General features: G+C 40.3%; 20 protein-coding genes and 1 tRNA gene. 15 read left to right on the top strand and 6 right to left on the bottom strand.

What is annotated here, in order from left to right:
- Positions 1-151: 151 nt before the first annotated feature.
- From H5164_RS17030 to hrpA, 3 genes are all read left to right on the top strand, one after another.
- Positions 152-1186, top strand: coding sequence for an isoaspartyl peptidase/L-asparaginase family protein (locus H5164_RS17030; RefSeq protein WP_182757150.1), 1035 nt, complete (start codon positions 152-154; stop codon positions 1184-1186).
- Positions 1187-1431: 245 nt separating this feature from the next.
- Positions 1432-1848: a CBS domain-containing protein gene (locus H5164_RS17025; protein ID WP_124016507.1), complete on the top strand. Its 417-nt coding sequence runs from the start codon at positions 1432-1434 to the stop codon at positions 1846-1848.
- Positions 1849-1925: 77 nt separating this feature from the next.
- Positions 1926-5801, top strand: a complete 3876-nt coding sequence (gene hrpA, locus H5164_RS17020; RefSeq protein ID WP_182757149.1) for an ATP-dependent RNA helicase HrpA — start codon at positions 1926-1928, stop codon at positions 5799-5801.
- Positions 5802-6430: 629 nt separating this feature from the next.
- Here the strand turns inward: hrpA and H5164_RS17015 are convergent.
- Both H5164_RS17015 and H5164_RS17010 read right to left on the bottom strand, forming a co-directional pair.
- Positions 6431-6865 (bottom strand): DUF4878 domain-containing protein, encoded by a 435-nt coding sequence (locus tag H5164_RS17015; protein WP_182697080.1) that lies wholly within the window; start codon positions 6863-6865, stop codon positions 6431-6433.
- A gap of 569 nt (positions 6866-7434) precedes the next feature.
- Entirely contained in the window at positions 7435-8214 is a 780-nt protein-coding gene (locus H5164_RS17010; protein WP_182757148.1) for a hypothetical protein, read from the bottom strand.
- Between the two features lie 387 nt (positions 8215-8601).
- On the opposite strand from H5164_RS17010, the gene cysB reads away from it, so the two are divergent.
- On the top strand, positions 8602-9579 hold the full coding sequence (cysB, locus tag H5164_RS17005; RefSeq protein ID WP_124016511.1) for an HTH-type transcriptional regulator CysB: 978 nt from the start codon (positions 8602-8604) through the stop codon (positions 9577-9579).
- Between the two features lie 90 nt (positions 9580-9669).
- On the opposite strand, the gene purN is transcribed toward cysB, so the two are convergent.
- Positions 9670-10314 carry a phosphoribosylglycinamide formyltransferase gene (gene purN, locus H5164_RS17000; protein ID WP_124016512.1) on the bottom strand — a complete coding sequence of 215 codons (645 nt, stop codon included), beginning with the start codon at positions 10312-10314 and terminating at the stop codon, positions 9670-9672.
- Positions 10314-11351, bottom strand: a complete 1038-nt coding sequence (gene purM / locus H5164_RS16995; protein ID WP_124016513.1) for a phosphoribosylformylglycinamidine cyclo-ligase — start codon at positions 11349-11351, stop codon at positions 10314-10316. Before purM ends, purN begins: the two co-directional genes overlap by 1 nt.
- Before the next feature lie 241 nt (positions 11352-11592).
- Between purM and upp the strand changes: the two genes are divergently transcribed.
- Positions 11593-12219, top strand: coding sequence for a uracil phosphoribosyltransferase (upp, locus tag H5164_RS16990; protein WP_124016514.1), 627 nt, complete (start codon positions 11593-11595; stop codon positions 12217-12219).
- Between the two features lie 145 nt (positions 12220-12364).
- On the opposite strand, the gene H5164_RS16985 is transcribed toward upp, so the two are convergent.
- The gene (locus H5164_RS16985; protein ID WP_124016515.1) at positions 12365-13687 is read right to left on the bottom strand and encodes a Na+/H+ antiporter family protein; all 1323 of its coding nucleotides are present in this window, start codon (positions 13685-13687) and stop codon (positions 12365-12367) included.
- 388 nt (positions 13688-14075) lie between these two features.
- Here H5164_RS16985 and H5164_RS16980 point away from each other — a divergent pair, with 388 nt between their 5' ends.
- A complete protein-coding gene (locus H5164_RS16980) occupies positions 14076-14681 on the top strand; it encodes a peroxiredoxin (RefSeq protein ID WP_124016516.1) in 606 nt (201 codons plus the stop codon).
- A 143-nt stretch (positions 14682-14824) separates the two neighbouring features.
- Here the strand turns inward: H5164_RS16980 and rnt are convergent, their stop codons facing one another.
- The gene (gene rnt / locus H5164_RS16975) at positions 14825-15490 is read right to left on the bottom strand and encodes a ribonuclease T (protein WP_124016517.1); all 666 of its coding nucleotides are present in this window, start codon (positions 15488-15490) and stop codon (positions 14825-14827) included.
- A gap of 187 nt (positions 15491-15677) precedes the next feature.
- Between rnt and H5164_RS16970 the strand changes: the two genes are divergently transcribed.
- From H5164_RS16970 to H5164_RS16930, 9 genes are all read left to right on the top strand, one after another.
- Positions 15678-16547, top strand: coding sequence for an OmpA family protein (locus H5164_RS16970; RefSeq protein WP_124016518.1), 870 nt, complete (start codon positions 15678-15680; stop codon positions 16545-16547).
- A 1135-nt stretch (positions 16548-17682) separates the two neighbouring features.
- Positions 17683-18084, top strand: a complete 402-nt coding sequence (ybgC, locus tag H5164_RS16965; protein ID WP_124016519.1) for a tol-pal system-associated acyl-CoA thioesterase — start codon at positions 17683-17685, stop codon at positions 18082-18084.
- On the top strand, positions 18074-18763 hold the full coding sequence (gene tolQ, locus H5164_RS16960) for a protein TolQ (protein ID WP_124016520.1): 690 nt from the start codon (positions 18074-18076) through the stop codon (positions 18761-18763). Before ybgC ends, tolQ begins: the two co-directional genes overlap by 11 nt.
- On the top strand, positions 18763-19191 hold the full coding sequence (tolR, locus tag H5164_RS16955) for a protein TolR (protein WP_124016521.1): 429 nt from the start codon (positions 18763-18765) through the stop codon (positions 19189-19191). The genes tolQ and tolR overlap by 1 nt, the downstream gene beginning before the upstream one ends.
- A complete protein-coding gene (gene tolA, locus H5164_RS16950) occupies positions 19192-20154 on the top strand; it encodes a cell envelope integrity protein TolA (protein WP_182722238.1) in 963 nt (320 codons plus the stop codon).
- A gap of 43 nt (positions 20155-20197) precedes the next feature.
- Positions 20198-21526 carry a Tol-Pal system beta propeller repeat protein TolB gene (gene tolB / locus H5164_RS16945; RefSeq protein WP_124016523.1) on the top strand — a complete coding sequence of 443 codons (1329 nt, stop codon included), beginning with the start codon at positions 20198-20200 and terminating at the stop codon, positions 21524-21526.
- A 23-nt stretch (positions 21527-21549) separates the two neighbouring features.
- Positions 21550-22086: a peptidoglycan-associated lipoprotein Pal gene (gene pal / locus H5164_RS16940; RefSeq protein ID WP_124016524.1), complete on the top strand. Its 537-nt coding sequence runs from the start codon at positions 21550-21552 to the stop codon at positions 22084-22086.
- A gap of 55 nt (positions 22087-22141) precedes the next feature.
- The gene (ybgF, locus tag H5164_RS16935) at positions 22142-22879 is read left to right on the top strand and encodes a tol-pal system protein YbgF (RefSeq protein WP_124016525.1); all 738 of its coding nucleotides are present in this window, start codon (positions 22142-22144) and stop codon (positions 22877-22879) included.
- 270 nt (positions 22880-23149) lie between these two features.
- Positions 23150-23225 (top strand) — tRNA-Lys (locus tag H5164_RS16930).
- The last annotated feature ends 31 nt before the right edge of the window (positions 23226-23256 follow it).

Genomic DNA, 23256 nt, shown 5'->3' with positions numbered 1-23256 from the left:
TTAAGGCGTTTTGTCGGCAAATTAAGCTAATTTTTCCAAAAGTGATCATGATGACTATTGTCGCTACAAAGTCTAAAAGTCGCAAGGATATGATTGAAATTACAACCACAAATGGTTACAAAGATAAACCACTTTCAAGGACTTGCCTAACATGAATAAATTATATTTAACGATTGCAGTGTGTTTATGCTTAACCGCAAATATCTGTGCAGCCACAGATGATAAGCCTTTTTCAATTGCCATCCATGGCGGCGCGGGAACCATTTCTGCTGCCAGTTTAAGTCCTCAACAAGAAAAAGCTATTCGCGATAAACTCAAACAGGCTGTTGATACAGGCTATAAGGTGCTAGATAAAGGCGGTAATAGTCTTGATGCGGTTCAAGCGGCAATTAATGTGTTAGAAAATAGTCCATTTTTTAATGCTGGTGTTGGCGCGGTTTATACTTTTGACGGCGGCCATGAACTAGATGCCTCGGTAATGGATGGTAACACCATGAATGCTGGAGCCGTTGCGGGGGTTAAACACATTAAAAACCCAATTGATTTAGCTCGAAAAGTGATGGAAAAATCACCTCACGTGATGCTATATGGCCAAGGGGCAGAGGAGTTTGCATTAACGCAACAATTTAGGTTGGTGTCTAATAGCCATTTCGACACGCCTCATCGTTATGCACAATTGCTGGATGCCAAAGCGAGCATCATTGAAGCTGAGCGCGTAAATGGTGGTGATCACCAGGCGTCAGTTGCCCAGTTACCTGCTAACTACAAATACGGCACAGTCGGCGCAGTGGCGCTTGATAAACAAGGCAACCTTGCCGCCGGAACATCAACTGGCGGCATGACGGCAAAACGTTTTGGCCGCATTGGTGACTCACCGGTTATTGGTGCTGGAACCTATGCTGAAAATGGTGTTTGCGCCATATCAGCGACGGGTCATGGCGAATATTTTATTCGCTATCAAGTGGCAGGCGACATATGCGCTAAAGTCAAATACCAACAGAAATCGATTATTCAAGCGGCCGATGAGGTCATCAATCAACGCTTGCTCTCGGCTGGGGGAACTGGAGGAGTGATAGCGATTGATCAACGTGGCAATATCGCGACACCATTTAATACAGAAGGGATGTATCGCGCCACACGAAGTAAAGGCCAAGCTGCAACCGTTATGATTTGGCGTGACAAGTAAGTATTACTGCGCTGAATTGACTTAGGTTTATCAAATAGATTCATCAAGTCAGTTCATGACGTGGTTAATGCAGTGGGCTAATACCATTGATTAGTAAATCGATTAGTGCAATCGGTTATATTTTCTATCTCCTTAGCCATTATTGACTAAACTTAATCAAGTTAGTACCCGAGAGTTGATTCCTTATGAATTGCTTGACGGGGTTTATTAAACACGTAGTTAATTAGCGTGTAATAGGGGGCAACATGGATTCAATAAAAATTAAAGATTATATGGATAAGCATCCAGTATTATTAACTGCAGATATGTCACTGGCTATTGCGGTTGAAAAACTACTCGCCAGTAATAAAAATGGTGCTCCGGTTGTTGATCATATCGGTCAATTAGTGGGCTTTCTATCTCAACAAGATTGTTTATCTGTGATGCTAAAAAGCAGTTACCATTGCGATATGACCAGTACAGTAAAAGATTGCATGAAAAGCCCTGTATTGTCGGTGACGCCCGATGAAAGTATATTGGAATTAGCGGATCAAATGTTAGGCGCTAAACCGAAGATTTATCCTGTAGTGAGTGCAGGAAAAGTCATTGGAACGATTAATCGGACGAATGTTCTTAAGGCGATGAATATTTATATGCAACAGTGTTACTTATCTCCAATATAACAATCGTTAAAATCAATACCATTCTGCTGTTTTCCTTGCTAGGATCGCTTTTTTTGATGTAAGCAAGGGAATCAGATTTGAATTCGGACCTTCACCCGCTATCTAAGGCGTATCTCAATCTTTGTTATCAAACCGACGCCGCTAAAATTCGACGTCGTTTGTATCGTGTCAATAAAGAAGCCGAGTCTGAAAAAAAATCCCAAACGTTAGCGCAGTTAACTGAAGCTGCGCAGCAAGCCTATGCCAAAGCGCAGTTGCGCTTACAGTCTCGACCGGTTATTCATTACCCAGACGAACTGCCTGTGTCACAAAAACGTGATGATATCGCTTCTGCCATTGCCAATAACCAAGTGGTCATTGTCGCGGGTGAGACGGGATCGGGTAAAACGACTCAGTTACCTAAAATTTGTCTTGAACTAGGCTTAGGCACTCGTGGCTTAATTGGCCATACTCAACCTCGTCGTCTAGCCGCCCGTAGTGTTGCCAACCGTATTGCTGATGAACTTAATAGCCCTTTAGGTGATATTGTTGGTTTTAAAGTTCGCTTTGCAGATGCTCTGAGCGACAACAGTTATATCAAACTGATGACCGATGGTATTTTGTTAGCGGAACTCACTTCAGACCGATTTTTAAACCAGTACGATGCGATTATTATCGATGAAGCGCATGAACGCAGTTTAAACATTGATTTTATTTTAGGGTACCTAAAGCAAGTATTAAAAAAACGTCCTGATTTAAAAGTCATTATTACTTCCGCAACCATCGATGTAGACCGTTTCTCAAAACATTTCAATAACGCGCCAGTTATTGAAGTATCGGGGCGTACCTTTGACGTTGAAACGCGTTACCGTCCTTTAGTTCGCGATAGCGATGAAGATTTAGATGTCAGCGATGGTATTTTTGCTGCTGTTGAAGAGCTCATGGCGGCAGGGCCCGGCGACATTTTAATTTTTATGAATGGTGAGCGTGAAATCCGTGATACAGCTGATTTACTCAATAAACAGCAATATCGCGATACTGAAGTATTACCACTATATGCGCGCCTTTCTTACGGTGAGCAATCTAAAGTGTTTAAAAGTCACATTGGTAGGCGCATTGTACTGGCCACTAACGTTGCTGAAACCTCATTAACTGTTCCAGGGATCCGTTATGTTATCGATCCCGGAACCGCTCGCATAAGCCGATATAGTTACCGGACTAAAGTACAACGTTTGCCGATAGAACCTATTTCCCAAGCCAGTGCTAATCAACGTCAAGGACGTTGCGGTCGTGTAGGCCCTGGTATTTGTATTCGACTTTACGATGAAATGGATTTTATTCAGCGCCCAGAATTTACCGATCCTGAAATTTTGCGGACTAATCTTGCCTCGGTGATTTTACACATGTTGGCGATTGGTTTGGGTGACATTGGCGGATTTCCATTTATTCAGCCACCGGATCAAAAACATATTCGTGATGGTTTTTTATTGCTTGAAGAGTTACAAGCAGTGAAGAAATCAGGTAATGATTTAGTGTTAACCCCGTTGGGCAAAGATTTAGCTAAAATTCCACTTGATCCTCGTTTAGCTCGAATGGTTATTGAAGCGAACAAATTAGGCTGTTTGCATGAAGCATTAGTGATTACCTCTGGTTTATCTATCCAAGATCCGCGTGAACGTCCTGTGGATAAAAAACAAGCAGCTGATGAATGTCATCGTCGCTATGCCGATAAAGACTCTGATTTTGCCAGTTGGGTTAAGTTATGGGACCACGTTAAAGATCAAAAGCATGAGTTGTCAGCCAGTCAGTTTAGAAAACAATGTCGCGATGAATATCTCGCCTATCTACGCGTGCGTGAATGGCAAGATTTATATACTCAAGTGAAACAAGCTGTTCATGAATTGAAATGGCGTATTAATGACAGTGCAGCCAGTTATGAACAGTTACATCGAGCATTATTATCGGGCTTGTTAAGTCATGTTGGTTTTAAAGGCGAGAACAACGAGTATCTAGGGGCGCGTAACCGTAAGTTCTTTGTGTTTCCGGGGTCGCCTTTAGCCAAAAAAGGTCCTAAGTGGATTATGGCCGCAGAGTTGACTGAAACGTCACGATTGTTTGCCCGTTGTTGCGCTAAAATTGATCCTGAATGGTTGGAATCGCTTGCGAGCCATTTAGTGAAAAAGAATTATCTTGAACCGCATTTTGAAGCCAAAGCAGCAAGTGTTATCGCACTTGAGAACCAAGTGCTTTATGGCTTAACTATCGTTAATCGCCGTCGAGTGCAATATGGGCCTATTGAGCCTATTGAAGCTCGAGAGATTTTTATTCGTAGCGCCTTAGCAGAAGGGCAGTTACAGACTAAAGAAGCTTTTTTTGTAAATAACCAGCAGCTACTCAATGACATTGAAACACTAGAGCATAAGTCTCGTCGTCGAGATATTTTAGTCGATGAGCAAGTGCTGGTGGATTTTTATGAACCCTTGATCCCTGCAGGTATTTTTAACGCGCCGTTGTTTTTTGCGTGGTGGAAAAAAGCTCGCCAACAAACCCCTGATTTACTTGATTACAGCCAAGCCTTGTTAATGCAGCGAAGTGCCGAGCATATATCGGCGCTTGATTTCCCTGATATATGGCACAAAGGGAATTTAGCCTTAACTGTGAGCTATCATTTTGAACCTGCTAGCGCTGATGACGGAGTCTCTGTACATATTCCTGTTGCACTGATCAACCAAATTGACGACAGTGATTTTGATTGGCTTGTACCGGGATTACGACAAGATAAACTCATTGCGTTGATCAAGTCACTGCCGAAAAATTTACGCCGTAATTTTGTGCCTGCTCCAGACTATGCCCGAGCATGTTATCAAGCGATGAAACCGTTTGAGTTATCGATGCTCGATTCTATGTGTAAACAGTTACTGCGTATGAGTGGTGTACGCATATCGGCTGATGATTTTGATTTAACGCAACTAACAGAACATCTTAAGATGAACTTTAAGATTGAAGATGATCAAAGTCGTTTAGTCGCCCAAGGCCGTGATTTAGAAGCGTTAAAAGGTCAGTTACAAGGGGTAGTTGCCAAAGCTATTCGTAAAGTGGCTGATAAAGGCATTGAGCAACAAGCTTTAACTAGCTGGTCGTTTGGTGATTTACCGGTTCAATATCAGCAGCGTAAAGGTAATTACGAAGTAAAAGCGTATCCTGCCTTAATAGACAATAAAACGGATGTGGCGATCAAGCTATTTGATGATGAACACGAAGCTAAGCGCCATCATCGAGTAGGCCTGCGTCGGTTGTTATTGATTAATATCCCATCGCCAGTGAAGCACTTACAGCAAGCATTACCTAATAAAGCTAAGCTTGCAATGTACTTTAATCCCTTCGGCCAAGTGCAGATATTAATTGAAGATATTATTAATGCCGCGGTGCAGCAGTTATTGGATAAAAAGCAACTCGATATTCGCAATGAACAGCAGTTCGAGCAAGCAAAAAATTGGGTTCGCCAAGAGCTTAACCCAACTGCTGAGCAAATAGCATTAAATGTTGAGCAAATATTAACTATTTATCAACGTGTTAAGAAGCGTTTAAAAGGTAAAATTAGCCTGGATATTGCCTTTGCGATGAGTGATATTCAAACTCAGCTTGATAGTCTGGTTTATAAAGGCTTTGTTGAGGATTGTGGTTGGCAACGCTTAACCGATGTGAGCCGTTATCTCAGAGCCATTGAAAATAGACTCGATAAGCTACCTGTTGACCCAACACGCGATCGATTACACATGCATAGCATTGCTAAAGTACAAGAGGCGTTAACGGCGCAATTAGCTAAAGTGCCGCGTTCACAAGCAATACCTGAAGCATTGATTGAAGCTCGCTGGATGATTGAGGAGTATCGAGTATCATGTTTTGCCCAAGTGCTAGGCACAGCTTATCCTATTTCAGAAAAGCGAGTATTGAACCATATTAGCCAAATATAATTGTTGAGAATAATATTATCGCCGATGCCATGCATCGGCTTTTTTATGTAAAACTGAAAGTGTTTCATTTATTTTTGCTAAAAATGGGGTTTTTATAGGTTATATCAATAAAAAACCTACAAAACTGAAAGTTTTTCGTAATTTTGATTTGATTGTGATCTGACTATTGTTATACTCCACGGCATGAAGAATGTGATTGTCAGTCTTCTCTCTGTAAGGCAAATGTCATCCCCTCAGCATTAACAAGATGTTGTCTATATTAAAGATTTATCATCTTGTTGCTGTAAATAAAAAGACAGGCCTACACCTACAAAACGACCTAAAAGATTGGAGTTATTATGGAAGTTCATGAATACGAAAATGCTTACTATCAAGTGAAAGATGACGTGTTAGAGTCTTTACCTTCTGACGAAGAATAAGACGATTGAACGAGCATATTGATGTACTGACACTTGGTTCACTACATTAAAAAAACTCCGACACTAAAAACAAAAATAGCAGCCTAGGCTGCTATTTTTATTACTGATTACACTACTTTAATATGGCTAAGTATTTATTGAATGACAATTTAATAGCTATTCTATCCAATAGTGCAATGAAGCGAAGACAATACTTAAGCCTATTCAATATCAACCTTCAATACGACCTTTTTCAGTTAATATTTCAACAATAACCCAAGTATTACCTATTTTATGTAGACGGATAGTTCGATCATCAATCCAATTTCTGCCACCTTTCAATCCTTGCATTTTAACCACCACTGTTACGTCATCGGTGAATTTACGGAAGAAATCGATATCAATCTCATCGATAGACATAGTTACTTGCTTCATGGATAAGCCTAAGACATGTCGTTGTACCGCAGATGCAATATGGTAGTGATCCATGATCTCTTGGATATCAGCAGAGACAAACTTTTTTGCTTTATCTACATCACGATCGACGTAAATTGCTTCGAAGAAGCCCAAGGATACTTGTTCTGGCGTGAGTTGGGCTTCGCCAAATTCATCTGATTGACCACAGGCACTGAGAATGAGTAGCAGGAAAAAAGGTAAAACTCTTATCAAATTCATATTTAACATCATATTCTAATACAGTTGTTTTTATAATTTTAACCAGTATCTCGATTTATGTCATGGCTTACAAGGATAGGAGTGATATAAACCATCCTTTTATAGATCGCCATCATGTTAACCATTGCTTACCGGGACGAATAAGTGAGATTTTGTATATTGGAAATATAGAAGCAGATAATAAATGAGTGGATAAACTATTATTTGTTCAATTGACAGCATAAGAGAGTACTTTTGATCTTAATGGCTTGACGCGCTCTATATGACATGTCATAAATCAATATAGTAACTTTACGCGAGTTGTACACAGCCAGCTATGCCGTATCAGCGTACAGATGAATTATTACTTATTAATCCAGTAATAATAACGGATTAAAATGTTATCCACAGAATCTGTGGACAACTTTGTTGACGAATGTTGTTTATATCACTAAGCCTTTGTATTAAGTGATGTTTTGTGTGTGGTTAAAAAGTAACGACGACTTTACTTAAAATCAATTTCGCCTATAAAAAAAGCCTCATAACGAGGCTTTTTTTATAGCAAAATTAAAGCAAGACCATCACCATTTCTTTTTCGGTTGAAATAGCATATCAAGATCATCACCTTCTTTTTTCTGTTTTGGTGCACTTGGTTCACTATGCTTTTGAGCACCCATTATTTCATCGAGTAGTTGCTTGGCTTCATCGACTTTACGAGCAATAAAAGGATCATTCGGCGTTTGTCCCTTGATCGTGTGCAAAGTGTTTAAAGCTTTAGTGACCATCTGTTTACTTGAACCGTACTGTTTCATAAAGCAAGCGGCACGTGCTCGAGTAATCATAGATTCAACATTAATTCTTAATTGAAGGTTATCAATACGCATTTCTTCTTGACTAAAAATAGACGGATCAACTTTTCCCTTGTTATGTTCAGCTCGTAATATCGCTTTAAGTTTTTTGAGTGTTTTGACTAACTCTAAAACTTGTCTGTCATTATCAGGTAAGCGGAAGTTCTCAATCGCAGGGACTTGGCTTGCTGAGCTAGATACACTAGATACTTGTGCTTTTATGTCGTTTAAGCGACGTTCGTAATCAGATTTTAATTGCCCTGATGCATGTAATAATGACTGTTCTAAAGCATCTTGAATGCGGCGATAAAGGATTAACATGATATGGCTAGAAGATGGTGTCATACCTGTGTTAGATAAGACGGCATCGGTTTCATCTATGATGGCGCGCTGACGAGCAATTTCTATGCGACGCTCGGCTTCTGCACGCTCTTTTTGTTGTTGGACAATACTAAAGCCAATAATCAGCAGTAGCAGTGCACCAATAAGAATTAATACCAAAATTAAGGACATAAAGGTTCCATTTTATCTTTCATATCACATGGTAAGTATAGCCAAACAACGATGGCTAGAAGTAAATTTGATGTTGGAATAAGCTGTGCTAATAAAATTTCATCAAAAAGATTCTATATCTTAGCGTATGTTATCGTGGCTGTCGTTGAATAATAAGTCGTTTTGTTGATAAATCATTAAACAGACTAACCAAGATGTTTATAAAAAGCTAAGTCGATTCAATAACCGCTATTTTTACTTGCTCGTTATTCCTATTTATATTACATTTCAAGTGTCATATAACGTTTTATTATAGTTGAACAATTGTTCTTGTTATGTAAAACAACGACCGATTTTTTCTTATTTGCATATTTGCTGATGAGTGCCGGTTAAATCAAGGATAAAACCATGAAGCTGCAACAACTTAGATATATTGCAGAGGTTGTTAAACACAACCTAAATGTGTCATCAACGGCTGAGAATCTCTATACTTCACAACCCGGTATTAGTAAGCAAGTTAGAATGCTAGAAGATGAATTAGGCATTCAAATATTTGGTCGAAGTGGTAAACATTTGACTCACGTGACCCCTGCAGGTCAGCAAGTTATTGATATTGCAAATGATATACTTGGCAAAGTCGATAGTATTAAGAAGGTGTCTGAAGAATATACCAAGCCCAATCAGGGGGAATTGAATATTGCTACGACAGATACACAAGCTCGCTATGCTCTGCCACAAATAATTCGTGAGTTCATTAAACGATATCCAAAAGTTAATTTACATATGCATCAGGGCACGCCTTCGCAAATTAGTGAGCAAGCAGTCAGAGGCGATGCGGACTTTGCCATCGCGACAGAAGCGATGCATCTATATACCGATCTCATTATGTTGCCTTGTTACCATTGGAATCGTTCAATTGTCGTCACACGGGATCACCCGCTAGCTTCTCAATCGGCAAAAATCAGTATCGAAGACTTAGCGACGTTTCCATTGGTCACTTATGTGTTTGGTTTTGATAAAGCATCTGAAATTGAAAAGTCGTTTAAGCGTGCAGATCTTGATCCGCGCGTGGTGTTTAGTGCAACCAGTGCTGACGTTCTTAAGACTTATGTTCGTTTGGGGCTTGGTGTAGGGGTGATTGCCTCTATGGCAATTGATCCAGCGGTTGATAAAGATTTAGTGGCAATTGATGCAAGTCATCTGTTTGCCCATAGTACAACCAAAATCGGCTTTAGACGTGGTAGCTTTTTACGTAGCTATATGTATGATTTTATGCGTCATTTTGCACCGCATTTAACCCGAGATGTTGTTGAAAAAGCCGTGGCTCTTCGTGACCAACAATTGATTGATGAAATGTTTTCTAATATTGACCTACCAGTACGTTAGTACTTAATCTCATTTTTGTTTGTTACATAAAAAACCTCGCATGTCAGCGAGGTTTTTTTATGAGCAGCATGTTAAAAGCTGAGAGACAGATTAGTCCGGCGCATACCCAGATTCACCGATTAATAGGCCATCTAAATAAGCTTTACCATCAGTCATAGTCAAACGACCCAGACTGAACCATTTTACCACCAGTGGATAAATAGCATGTTCTTGTTCGTGAACACGCTCTGCTAATGTTTCAGCATCATCTTCAGGGTAAATCGGCACTTTAGCTTGCAATATAGCAGGTCCAGCATCGAGTTCTGGTATCACAAAATGTACACTCGCGCCGTGTTCGGTATCGCCAGCATCAATGGCACGCTGATGCGTGTGTAATCCTGGGTATTTAGGCAATAACGATGGATGGATGTTAATCATCTTTCCAAGGAAATGGCTAACAAAATCATCAGTTAAAATACGCATAAATCCGGCTAGAACGATCAGGTCTGGCTGATACTTTTCTATTGCCTTTAATAAACGCGCATCATATTCACTGCGTATTTCATTGGCATAAGGAATAACACAACTGGTATCAATTTCGCTTTGATGGGCGCGTATTAATCCATAAGCATCCGGCTTGTTACTGATCACTCCAACAATGTTAGCTTTTAAATTATCATCACAACCATCAATGATAGCTTGAAGATTACTGCCATTACCGGAAATCAGTACCACAACACGACAGCTTTGGCTCATTAGATGATCTCCACTTGCTCTTCGTCACCTTGACGAGAAGCAATTTCACCTATTAACCAAGCATTTTCGCCTTCGGCGGTTAATAATGCTAATGCGGCATCGACTTTATCTGCTGGTAGTGCAATCACCATACCGACACCACAGTTAAATGTTAGGAACATTTCGTGTTGTGCAATATTGCCGTTTGTCATTAGCCAATCAAACACCACTGGCCACTGCCAAGAGTCACCTTTGACGACAGCTTTGCAATCATCAGGCAGCACGCGTGGGATATTTTCCCAGAATCCACCACCGGTAATGTGTGCCATTGCATGAATGTCTGATTGTTCAATCAGCTTCAATAAAGGCTTAACATAAATTCTTGTTGGTTCAAGTAAATGGTCTATTAATGGCTTACCAGCAAGATCTTGCTGCGGGTCTGCTTTACTCACTTCTAATACTTTGCGGATTAACGAGTAACCATTTGAATGAGGACCACTAGAACCTAGAGCGATAAGTGAGTCACCCGCTTTGACTTTGGTACCATCAATGATGTCTGCTTTTTCAACAACACCAACACAAAATCCAGCTAGATCGTAATCTTCGCCTTCATACATGCCTGGCATTTCAGCAGTTTCGCCACCAATTAAAGCACAACCTGATTGGAAACAACCTTCAGCGATACCTGTAACAACAGAGGTAGCTGTTTCAACGTCAAGCTTACCTGTTGCATAATAATCGAGGAAGAAAAGTGGTTCAGCACCAGAAACAATCAGATCGTTGACACACATGGCAACTAAATCAACACCCACGGTGTCATGCTTTTTGTAATCAATAGCTAATCTTAATTTAGTGCCAACACCATCTGTGCCGGAAACCAGTACAGGGTGTTTATATTTAGTTGGTAATTCGCATAATGCGCCAAAACCACCTAAATTGCCCATAACCTCTGGACGGCGAGTGCGTTTTACCGCAGATTTAATGTTGTTTACTAACGCATTACCTGCATCGATATCAACGCCGGCGTCTTTGTAACTTAGGGGGGTTGGAGTGGTCACGGAGGATCCTCTAGGGTACATCGTTTTATGGAATTTTATGCGCCGATATTCTACCAGTTTGTCGTGCGAGTCGGAAGCCATCTTTTTACTTTATCCTATAAAGAAAACGATGATTTGCCTATTTTTTATTGGTTTAGCTCACGATTTACAGCAATTTTGAAACTTTATGTTTTATAGAGAGGATAAATCGTCTAACATTTATCAAATTTGCCTGAAATAGTCAGAAATCTAGGAGAAATAAATGAAAGTCGTTGAAGTAAAGCATCCTCTGGTTCGTCATAAAGTCGGTTTGATGCGTGAAGCAGATATCAGCACCAAACGATTTCGCGAACTTGCCACTGAAGTTGGCAGTTTATTAACCTATGAAGCAACAGCTGATTTTGAAACTGAAACGGTTACCATAGAGGGGTGGAATGGCCCTGTTACTATTGATCAACTTAAAGGTAAGAAAGTCACTGTCGTGCCTATTTTACGTGCGGGTTTAGGAATGATGGATGGTGTGCTTGAGCACCTACCTAGTGCTCGTATTTCTGTTGTCGGTATTTATCGTGATGAAGAAACATTACAGCCTGTGCCTTACTTTGAAAAAATAGTCAGTAATGTCGAAGAGCGTATCGCATTAGTGGTTGACCCTATGTTAGCCACTGGTGGTTCGATGATTGCGACTATCGATTTACTGAAAAAACGTGGCTGTACTTCGATCAAAGCACTGGTTTTGGTTGCCGCGCCAGAAGGTATCAAAGCGCTTGAACTTGCGCATCCTGATATTGAACTTTATACCGCAGCAATTGATGATTGTTTAAACGAGCAAGGTTATATTTTGCCTGGTTTAGGTGATGCTGGTGACAAGATATTCGGTACTAAGTAATATTAACTGAGTGATTTTTGTGCTCAATGTTACAGACCATTGTTTGATGGCTTGATGCTTTAATACCAGATAATAAAAAACGGGAGCCTTTGTTAGGCTCCCGTTTTTTATTATATCAAGACAGCTCGTCAGTATTTAGTCTATTTTACAATACCATCGCTGCAATCCAGCCAAATATCAGTAATGGGATATTGTAGTGAATAAACGTTGGGATAACGCTGTCTCGAATATGGTCATGTTGCCCATCGGCATTGAGACCAGCAGTGGGGCCCAGAGTGGAGTCCGATGCTGGCGATCCTGCGTCACCAAGTGCGGCGGCTGTGCCGACGAGTGCAATGGTTGCCGCAATCGAGAAACCAAAACTGAGAGCTAATGGCACATAAATGGTGGCGATAATAGGAATCGTTGAGAATGAAGAGCCAATTCCCATTGTAATTAACAGTCCAACAATCAGCATCAATAGCGCAGCTAATGCCTTGTTGTCACCAATGATGTCACCTAAAGAGGTTACCAGTGTGCTAACTTCACCAGTTGACTTAACTACTGCTGCAAAGCCTGCCGCTGCAATCATAATAAAGCCAATATTAGCCATCATGTGCACGCCCTGATTAAACAAGTCTTTGCTGACTTCGTGCTTGATTATTCCTGAAAACCGAAAAATGATAAATCCACTTAATGCGCCAAATATCATCGAGTCAGTTTGTAATTGAACAATTAGCGTCGCCAAAATGGCAGAGAGTGAGACCAACAAACTTTTTCGGCTAATGGTGGTTGAAATACTGTCACTGATCACAGGTTGTTCAATCATGTATTCTCTAGGTTTGCGATAACTAATAAATATCGCCGTAAGCAGACCAACAACCATACCTATTGCTGGTAGTAACATTGCCTTAGGTATTTGTTCGGCTACTGCATTTAAGCCATTAGTGTTTAAATTTGCTAACAGGATGTCATTGAGGAAAATGCCACCAAAACCGATAGGTAATATCATATAAGTGGTGACCAAACCGAATGTCAGAATACAGGCAATAAGACGTCGGTCGATATGGAGCTTAGAAATCACATGCAATAGTGGCGGAATAAGGATAGGAATAAAGGCGATATGAATAGGCAAAATATTTTGCGATGATATTGCCATTAACAGTATCGTGATCAATAACAACCACCGTACAACTTGGGTATTACCACTATTAGGTTCTTTACCCAGTTTTTTTATAATTGAATGAGAAATTAACGTTGTTAAACCTGAATGCGATAATGCTGCGGCGAAGGCACCGAGTAATGCATAACTTAATGCGATTTGAGCACCGCCGCCTAAGCCGTCATTAAATGCTGCTATTGTTTGATGAATATCTAATCCACCAACGATACCTGCGACAACAGCACTAATGGTCAATGACACCACAACGTTAATTCGAATAAAGCTTAAAAACAACATTAAGCAAACCGCGATGACAACCGCATTCATAATCATTTTTCTTAAAAGTAAGTGAGGCGGCTATTCTTGACTGCCAATAGTCTATTTGTCCAGCGTATATCGCTTTTTTGATTGTTTATGCTGATTTTTTAGCAATATTGACTAACGTTCATCAGTTGCTGCAAGTAAGGCATCAGTGAAATCTTCTCAACAAATCATCTTGTCATATTGGAAAGATATTATTCAAAGCGTCATGATGTTTTATTTTTCAGCAGGTAAACCAATTTTCATCTGAAATAACTTATAAGTCCGTTGAATTAGATGTATGGTATACAACTGATATATGTCCCAACGTTATAGTTAATTGTTTGCTAGATCACTATTTAGTAAGAACCTTATAACGTTGTCGAGTGTTTAAGCCATTAAATGGAGATAGATAATGAGCGTATTAGTAGGCCGTCCAGCCCCAGATTTTACAGCAGCAGCCGTTCTTGGTTCTGGTGAGATTGTTGACACATTTAACCTCACTACCGCAATTAAAGGTAAGCCTGCGGTTATTTTCTTCTACCCACTTGATTTCACTTTTGTGTGTCCATCTGAGCTAATTGCTTTTGATCACCGCATGGAAGAGTTCACTAAGCGTGGTGTTGAAGTGATTGGTGTTTCTATTGACTCACAGTTCACTCATAACGCATGGCGTAACACTCCAGTAGACAAGGGTGGTATTGGCCAAGTTAAATACACTCTAGTTGCTGACGTTAAGCACGAAATTTGTAAAGCATACGATGTTGAACATCCTGAAGCGGGTGTGGCTTTCCGTGGTTCATTCTTAGTAGATAAAGAAGGCCAGGTTCGTCATCAAGTGGTTAACGATTTACCACTAGGTCGTAACGTTGATGAAATGATCCGTATGATTGACGCACTTCAGTTCCATGAAGAGCACGGTGAAGTTTGTCCAGCGGGCTGGTCAAAAGGCGAAAAAGGTATGACTGCAAGCACTGAAGGTGTAGCGGCATACTTAAAAGACAACTCTGATAAGCTATAATTTAGCGTATTAGAGACAATAAAAAAGCTGCTTCGGCAGCTTTTTTATTGGATCAAACTCATGGTTTAGTATTGAGTTTGTCGATGTAAATAAATAGTTGGCCATTGATAGCCGGCGAAAAGTGATAAAAATACTGAGCTTAACTATTCGTTTGCTAGATCCTTGCTATCATCTTGGTCCACTAACGGCCAACCGCCCAGCGCCTTCCAACGGTTAACGATTAGGCAAAATAATTCGGCCGTGCGTTCAGTATCGTATAAAGCTGAATGCGCCTCGTTATTATCGAAAGCTATCCCAGCCATTTTACAAGCTTTAGCTAACACTGTATGGCCAATCGCAAGACCTGCTAGTGTCGCGGTATCAAAACTTGCGAAAGGATGAAATGGAGAACGCTTTAAGCCGTTTCGTTCAATAGCTTGGTTAACAAAACCTAAGTCAAAAGCGGCATTATGAGCAACAATAATACTGCGATGGCAATCTGCTGCTTTTTGAGCCTTTTTGACTTCTTTGAATATTTCTAAAAAAGCGACTTTTTCGTCAACGGCTCCACGAAGTGGGTTGGTGGGGTCAATACCATTAAACGCCAGTGCTGCAGGTTCTAAGTTTGCGCCTTCAAAAGGTTCAATATGAAAGTGAAGCGTTTTATCAAGTTCAATAATCCCATCGCTATTCATTTTTAATAAGCTGACTGCAATTTCAAGCAACGCATCGGTATTGGCATTAAACCCTGCTGTTTCGACATCGATAACCACAGGGAAATAGCCACGAAAGCGGTGTTTAAACTTGTTAGCGTCGCAAATATCAGTCATTACAGTCTTTATCCTCAATAGCTATCATTTATCGGTGCAAATGATGTAGGCCGAGTATTATGCGCAAACTCAAGCGCAGTGTCATGTTTGATTGTGGTTTTTATCATCGATTAACCATGATTGTTTTCTAAAGGAACAGACTTTGGGGCCGATAGTAAGAATGTAACTAGGTATAAAGGGTGTTTTTATGTGGCGAAAACTGATCGTTCTCACAAGTTTGTGTCTTTGCTCAACAGCCCATGCTGATTTGAGGCACTACGTTGCATCACTTGAAAACTCAGCATGGCGTGTTGGCGAGAATAATCCAATAGAGTGTCGCTTGGAGCATGATATTCCTGATTATGGCCGTGCAATATTTACCAGTAGAGCCGGTAAAAGTTTAAATTTAAGTTTCACCTTAGATATGTGGCTCAAGCCTGATGCTGTGACTAAAGCAACGTTAATTAGCCGAGCCCCTAGCTGGCGTCCAGGGCATAATGCTAAAGAAATTACTGAGTTAACTTACAGTAAGCAGTTTAATGGTGAAGTGCCTAAAAAAGCTGCCTGGTCAATGTTAAATGAGTTGAGTCAGGGGATGGAGCCGACGTTTTATTATGCTGATTGGTACAATAACGATACTAAAATTGCAGTGGGCATATCTTCAGCTAATTTCGGTGGAAAATATCGTGAGTTTCGCGCTTGTTTAGCAAATTTACTGCCTTATAGTTTTGATGATATCGCTTTTACAGTATTAAATTATCAAGAAGGTGGGGTAGAACTGACGCGTTTTTCTACCCAGCAATTACAAAAAATACAGCGTTACTTGTCTTTTGATCCAGACGTTGAGCTGATTTTAGTTGATGCATACACAGACAGTTACGGTGGGCGCTCTATTAATCAGAGGGTGTCAGATAAACGAGCTGCCTCAGTGAAAGATATTTTAATTGCTAGCGGTATCCCTAAAGATCGTATTCATACATCCGGTCATGGTGAAAAACGCCATGTTGCAGGCAATGATCTTGCCGAAGAACGTAAGCTAAATCGCCGAGTTGTAATTAAAATAACCAAGCCTATCTAATTCCTCTCATTTATTTTTTAGCTGCGCTACTTAGCGCAGTTAAACTCAGTTGTTTATTTATCACTATCTCTTTGGCCTTGAGCTAAAATAAATACCTTTTGATTGAATGCCGAAGTGTAAAAAGCTTACTAACTTTTTATTAACGGGTTCGATGCTGAAGGTTGAATACCAAGATGTATACTCATATGAGATTAATGTTGATTGCTGCGGCAAAAAAAAGACAAAAAAAACCCACTTAATCCAAGTGGGCTAAATAATTTGCAATCAACAAATCTAAGGAAGGAAGTCAAACATAAGAACTAGAGAAAACTGAGGTATTGGGTTACATCAGTTTGGAGTTCTTGATTTTCAATATCTGAATCACAAGTCTTGAAAACAGGATCATAATAGAATTAATACACTAAACTGACAAACTAGAAAAATTACTCTTTACGATTAGTAAAACTAATCCTTTTTAATGGTCTTATATTTTTATATCTGCCCTAATCGGCTTATATAGCGGTTTTGTAAGTTGTTATTTACATTTTTTGCATAAGTATTCGGATTAGATAATTGTGTGATAATATTATTTAACAAATAGAACATATTTGCGTAAATCATGAAGCCTAATAATGTTCCACAATGTGATTAATATTGCTCTTAATCGTTATTGATAGCATTAATAGACTTCAGTTACTGCGATGAAAAATACTTCAGATCAGTGTCTTTTGATCCTGTCCCCGAATAGTGTGATAAATAAGCCGCACTTTACCTCGCTCAAAACCATATTTAAGTGGAGTGTATTTTTAGCTTAACTTTTATTAACGTTTACGTTTATGTGGACGTGCGATAATGGGACTGCAGCGATTATTTTATATTCATTTGTGGTTACATTTTTTACTTTCGCAAGGGCTAATTGTCGGCTGTCAGCGCCAAGTAATATACTATCTTGATGGCATACTTTAGTTAACCGCTTGTTAATTATTAGGTGGAATACATTAATAAAGCTTCATCTCTTGCTGTTCCTGAGGTTTTTCGAGTGTTTCAGTTCATTTTGAGCAAAATAAAGTCTGTTTTTACCTTGGTACATTATTCACAAGCGTGTTGGTACTCGGTATAGTAAGCCAACTTTTACAACCTAAAAATTGATGTTCAAATTATGTTTGTTTGGCCCATTTCTGTCTATTACGAAGATACCGATGCTGGCGGTGTTGTGTACCATTCGAATTACCTAAAATTTTTCGAACGAGCTCGTACTCAATGGTTAAAAGCGATGGGTGTTAGTCAAGCGGAACTGTTGACAGAAGACATTGCTTTTGTCGTTAAACATGCTGCATTAGATTTTTGTAAAGCAGCGAAGTTTGAACAGGATTTAGTCGTTGAATCCAAGGTTATAGAATTAAAAAAAGTGTCGTTGGTGTTTCACCAGCGCCTAGTTGATCATCAGGGTGATTGCTATTGTGAAGCGACAGTGGTTGTCGCGTGTATATCTTTATCACGTATGCGTCCCCGCGCTATTCCCCTAAATATTGTTCAGGAGTTTGACAGTGCACGCTGAAATTTCATTTATTGGTTTGTTTTTAGAAGCCAGTGTGTTGGTAAAGTTAGTTATGCTGACCTTGTTGGCATTATCGATTGCCTCATGGGCTGTGATCCTTCAACGCAACAAATTATTAAGCTCAGCAAGAGTCAAGTCATTACGTTTTGAAGATACTTTCTGGTCTGGAGTGGACTTAAATCGACTTTATAAAGAACTGATAGCCAGAGGAAGTGCGATTTCTGGCTTAGAATCGATGTTTGTTGCTGGTTTTAAAGAATATACCCGTTTGAGTAAAGTAAACAGTAAAGCACCTGAAGCGGTTATGGATGGCACCTCTAGAGCGATGCGAGTGAGTTTGTCACGTGAAATGGAAAAACTTGAAAACCATTTACCGTTATTGGCAACCATTGGTTCAACGAGCCCATACATTGGTTTGTTCGGAACTGTTTGGGGGATTATGAATTCCTTTATTGCGCTAGGTGCGGTAGAAAACGCAACTCTTGCAATGGTTGCTCCAGGTATTGCAGAGGCATTGATTGCCACGGCAATGGGTCTGTTTGCCGCTATCCCTGCTGTTATTGGTTATAACCGTTTTACAACGCAAGTTGATAAAATTGAAATGACTTATGCTAACTTTATGGAAGAATTCTCCAACATATTGCAACGTCAAGCATATAGCGAGAAGGAAGCTGTTTAATGTATCAGCGTAAACGTCGTCGCCCAGTTGCAGAAATCAACGTTGTGCCTTACATCGACGTTATGTTGGTGTTGTTGATTATTTTTATGGTGACAGCGCCTATTGTATCCCAAGGGGTCAAAGTAGAATTACCGCAAGGTAATGCGGAATCTTTACCTCCGGACAGTAAGCCTCCTATCGTTGCTTCAATTGACGCTGATGGGCAATATTTCTTGAATACAGGTAGTAGCTCAAATTCTCAGGCAATGGACTTAGAGCAGGTATCAACTGAAGTTGGCGCGTTAATCCTACTTGAACCGTTAAGGCCTGTAGTCGTAAAGGCCGATCGTGCAATACCTTACGAAAGTGTTATTCAATTAATGATTAGCTTGCAAGGCGCTGGTGTGCCAGCAGTAGGGTTAATGACCGATTCACCAAAGGAGAAATAGGTGGCTGGCAAATCAGATTTAACTGTACCGATGTCTATTTCTGCTGGTATTCACATTGGGTTTATCATCATCTTGGCTTTAGGCATTAGTTTTGACGATAAGCCGAAGGTAATGCAAACGGCTGCTGCAAGTGCGCCAGCTTTGAAAGCGATCGTGATTGATCAACAGAAAGTGAATGATAGAGTTGAGCAGTTAAAGAAGCAAAAACAAGATGTGGCTCAGCAAGAAAAGGCTCGTCAAGCAGAATTAGAACGTAAAGCATTAGAAGCCCGTCGCGAGCGTGAACGCGAGCAGGAAAAAATTAAAACCTTAGAGATCCAGCGTAAACAAAAAGAGCAGGAAACTCAAAAGGCCAATGATGCCGCTAAAGCTGCTCAAGCAAAGCAGGTACTAGAAAAAGAGCGCGCAGATAAAGCTGAAGTGGTTCGCAAACAGAAAGAACAGGAACAAAAAGCTGCAGAAGATGCAGCTAAGAAAGCAGCTGAAAAGCGTAAGCAAGAAGAAGCTGCAGCGAAAAAAGCTCAAGAAGAACGTCAACGTGCTGAAGATGAACGTAAACGGAAGGAAGATGCTGAGCGTAAACGTAAAGCTGAAGCTGATAATAAAGCGCGTCAAGAGCGTGAAATGGCTGAAGCTATGGCTGCAGAGCAAGACTCACTTTCTAAAACGCGCAATAAGCAGGTGTTGTCAGAGGTTGATAAATATAAGGCCATGATTATTGCCACTATTCAACGAAATCTAGTGGTTGATGAGTCAATGCGTGGTAAAAGCTGTCGGGTATTTATTCGTCTAGCTGCAGATGGTTTTGTAACAACAAGCCAAACGTTAGACGGTGATCAGGTTGTTTGTCGAGCAGCGAAAGCCTCAATAAATAAAGCAGGGCGGTTACCTGTGTCACCTGAACCGGCTGTTTATCAGCAATTAAAAGAAATTAATTTAACCGTTTCACCGGAATTTAATTAATATTAATCGTATTTAATGATGGAATTGAGTTAAAAGGAGTCGCATGAAAAATTTGGCTAAATGGCTAACGCTGGTATTGATAGTGTTAACTACACCCGCTCGCGCAGCGTTAGATATTGTGATTACAGAAGGGGTTGATGCTGCAAGACCTATAGCTGTGGTGCCTTTTGTATGGCAAGGGCAAGGTCCTGCTCCAGCATCTATTTCTGATGTTGTGGTATCTGATTTGGCTCGTAGCGGTACCTTTAAAACTCTCGATGTACGTGCATTACCACAGTCATCTATTGCGTCAGTGAATGATTTTACTGCTCAGAATTGGACTAATGTTGAAGCTGAAGCACTTGTTGTTGGCTCGATTAAGCCCTATGGCGCCGATCAGTATTTAGTGAGTTTTGAACTCATTGATTTAGTTAAAGCACAGCTTCAAGCTGGCAAAGGACCTCAGAATAACAGTGAGTTATTGCTTGAAAGCCGTGAAACCGTTATCAGTGCAAACCAATTTAGACAATATGGTCACCGGATCAGTGATATTGTTTATGAAAAGCTGACAGGAATTCGTGGTGCATTTTTAACCCGTATTGCATATGTTGTGGTAAAACAAGGTCAAAAAGCACCTTACCATCTAATGATTGCTGACTATGATGGCTATAATGAGCAAATGTTATTGCGTTCACCTGAGCCATTGATGTCACCTACTTGGTCTCCTGATGGTCGTCGTTTAGCGTATGTGAGTTTTGAAAATAGAAAAGCCGAAATTTTTGTGCAAGACATTTATAGTCAAACACGCACTTTAGTGAGTAGTTTTGATGGCATAAATGGTGCGCCAGCATTTTCACCAGATGGTAAAAAACTCGCTGTCACTTTGTCAAAAGACGGTCAACCAGATATTTATATAATTGATATAACAACTAAAGCTGCTCGACGTATCACAGACCATTACGCAATTGATACCGAACCTTCTTGGTTCCCAGATGGTAAGTCTATTTTGTTTACGTCTGAACGAGGTGGCAAGCCACAGTTATATCGAGTAAATTTAGATACAAATAAAGTCTCGCGCATGACTTTTGAAGGAGAATGGAACCTCGGTGGTTCAATTACCCCAGACGGTCGTAGTATGATTTTTGTAAACCGTACTAACGGTAAGTACCATATTGCTAGAATGGATCTTGCAACACGTTTTATGCAGGTGCTTTCATCAACTCAACTTGATGAATCGCCAAGTGTTGCCCCTAATGGCACTATGGTTATCTACGGTACAACCCATCAAGGTAAGCAAGTATTAGCTGCTGTTTCTATGGATGGCAGATTTAAAGCAAGATTGCCTGTCGGCCAAGGCGAGGTGAAATCACCAGCATGGTCTCCGTTTCTCTAAATAGATATTGATAAGGATTTAAAATGGATCTGAATAAGTTGTTTAAAGCTATGTTGGTTGCAGTTCCGCTTATGGCACTGAGTGCCTGTAGCTCAACTTCAGACTCTGAAACTGACGCTAACGGTTCTATGAGTGGTACAGGTAGTGAATATGGTGTTGGTGGTATTGAAACAGGTGGTGTCGCTCCTGTGTTAAGCCCAACAGAGCAGCAACGTTTAAAAGAACAGGAATTACGTCGTCAAAATATCATTTATTTTGATTTTGACCGTAGTGAAGTTCAAAGCGAAAATGCTGAAATACTTCAAGCTCATGGTAACTATTTAGTTGAGCATCCAAATGTTCGCGTATTGATTGAAGGTCATGCTGACGAACGTGGTACTCCTGAATACAACATTGCACTAGGTGAGCGTCGTGCTAAAGCGATTGCTAAGTATTTACAAGGTATGGGCGTTCAGGCTGGCCAAATGAGCATAGTCAGTTATGGCGAAGAAAAGCCATTGGATTTTTCTCGTAACGATACTGGTTTTGCTAAAAACCGTCGTGGTGTGTTAGTTTACTAAGTAAAAGAAGTACAAGGCCAACCTTTATCGGTTGGCCTTTTTTTAGGAGATAAAAATGAAACAAGCCATATTAGTTGCGGCAATGTTTTTCACAACGGCTTCAGCTTTTGCTGCTCCAGCCCCTGTTGAAGATGTTGCAGGTGGTTCTAATAATGACAGAGTGTCAAGATTAGAACGCATCATTAAAGCAAAGCAGCAAGGCGAGTTTGATATGCAGCGTCGTATGGACTCGTTGCAAAATGAAGTGTTAGAGTTAAGAGGTATTACTGAGCAACAAAATTATCAAATGAATCAGATATTGCAGCGTCAACGACAGCTGTATGAAGAAATTGCTAATCTTACTGCTAAGTCATCAACTCCAGCAGTGCCAGCTCAAGCTGACGCGACAACAGTGGCGGCTGCCAGTTCAACGTTGGATGAAACCGGAAGCTATGAGGCTGCAGTGAATTTAGTCCTCAAAGAACGTAAATACGATGAAGCAATTCCTGCTTTTCGTACCTTCATATCAACATACCCTGAATCTAATTATGCCGCTAATGCAAACTATTGGTTAGGCCAGTTATTGTATAATAAAAGTGAATACAATGACGCGAAACAAGCTTTTAGTACCGTTGTCAGTAAGTTTGCTGATTCAAATAAGCGTGCTGATAGTTTAGTTAAACTGGGCATGATTGCCGAAAAAGAAAATGATTCAGCCGGCGCCAGATCGCTTTATAATAAAGTATTAAAAGAGTATGCAGATAGTGCATCTGCACGCCTTGCACAGCAGCAATTATCGGCATTGAAAGGCTAATCAAGACAAAAAACAGCCTCTTAGTCTGTTTTTCATGCAAACAACAAGAAATTATAAATTTGCGCTTGCATGAGAAATTGAAAAAGGTATTATAGGCGCCCTCAGAACGGCATAGCCTTCTGGGGGTGTTAAGAGCTATAACTTATTCTATCGTTACTGTCTAAGTTAGTGTTTCTTAGTTACCAAGATGGGTCGTTAGCTTAGTTGGTCTTGAAACAGAGACAGTTGGCTTTTTCCCAGTAAGAATAGATATTCTTGCAAAACCAAGATGGGTCGTTAGCTCAGTTGGTAGAGCAGTTGGCTTTTAACCAATTGGTCGAAGGTTCGAATCCTTCACGACCCACCACTTTTTAAATCGTGGCTAAACAATTTAAATG

Origin of the sequence: Shewanella sp. SG41-3 (assembly GCF_014164545.1) — a bacterium.
Classification (GTDB): domain Bacteria; phylum Pseudomonadota; class Gammaproteobacteria; order Enterobacterales; family Shewanellaceae; genus Shewanella; species Shewanella vesiculosa.
This window is presented reverse-complemented; position numbering and strand designations above follow the sequence as displayed.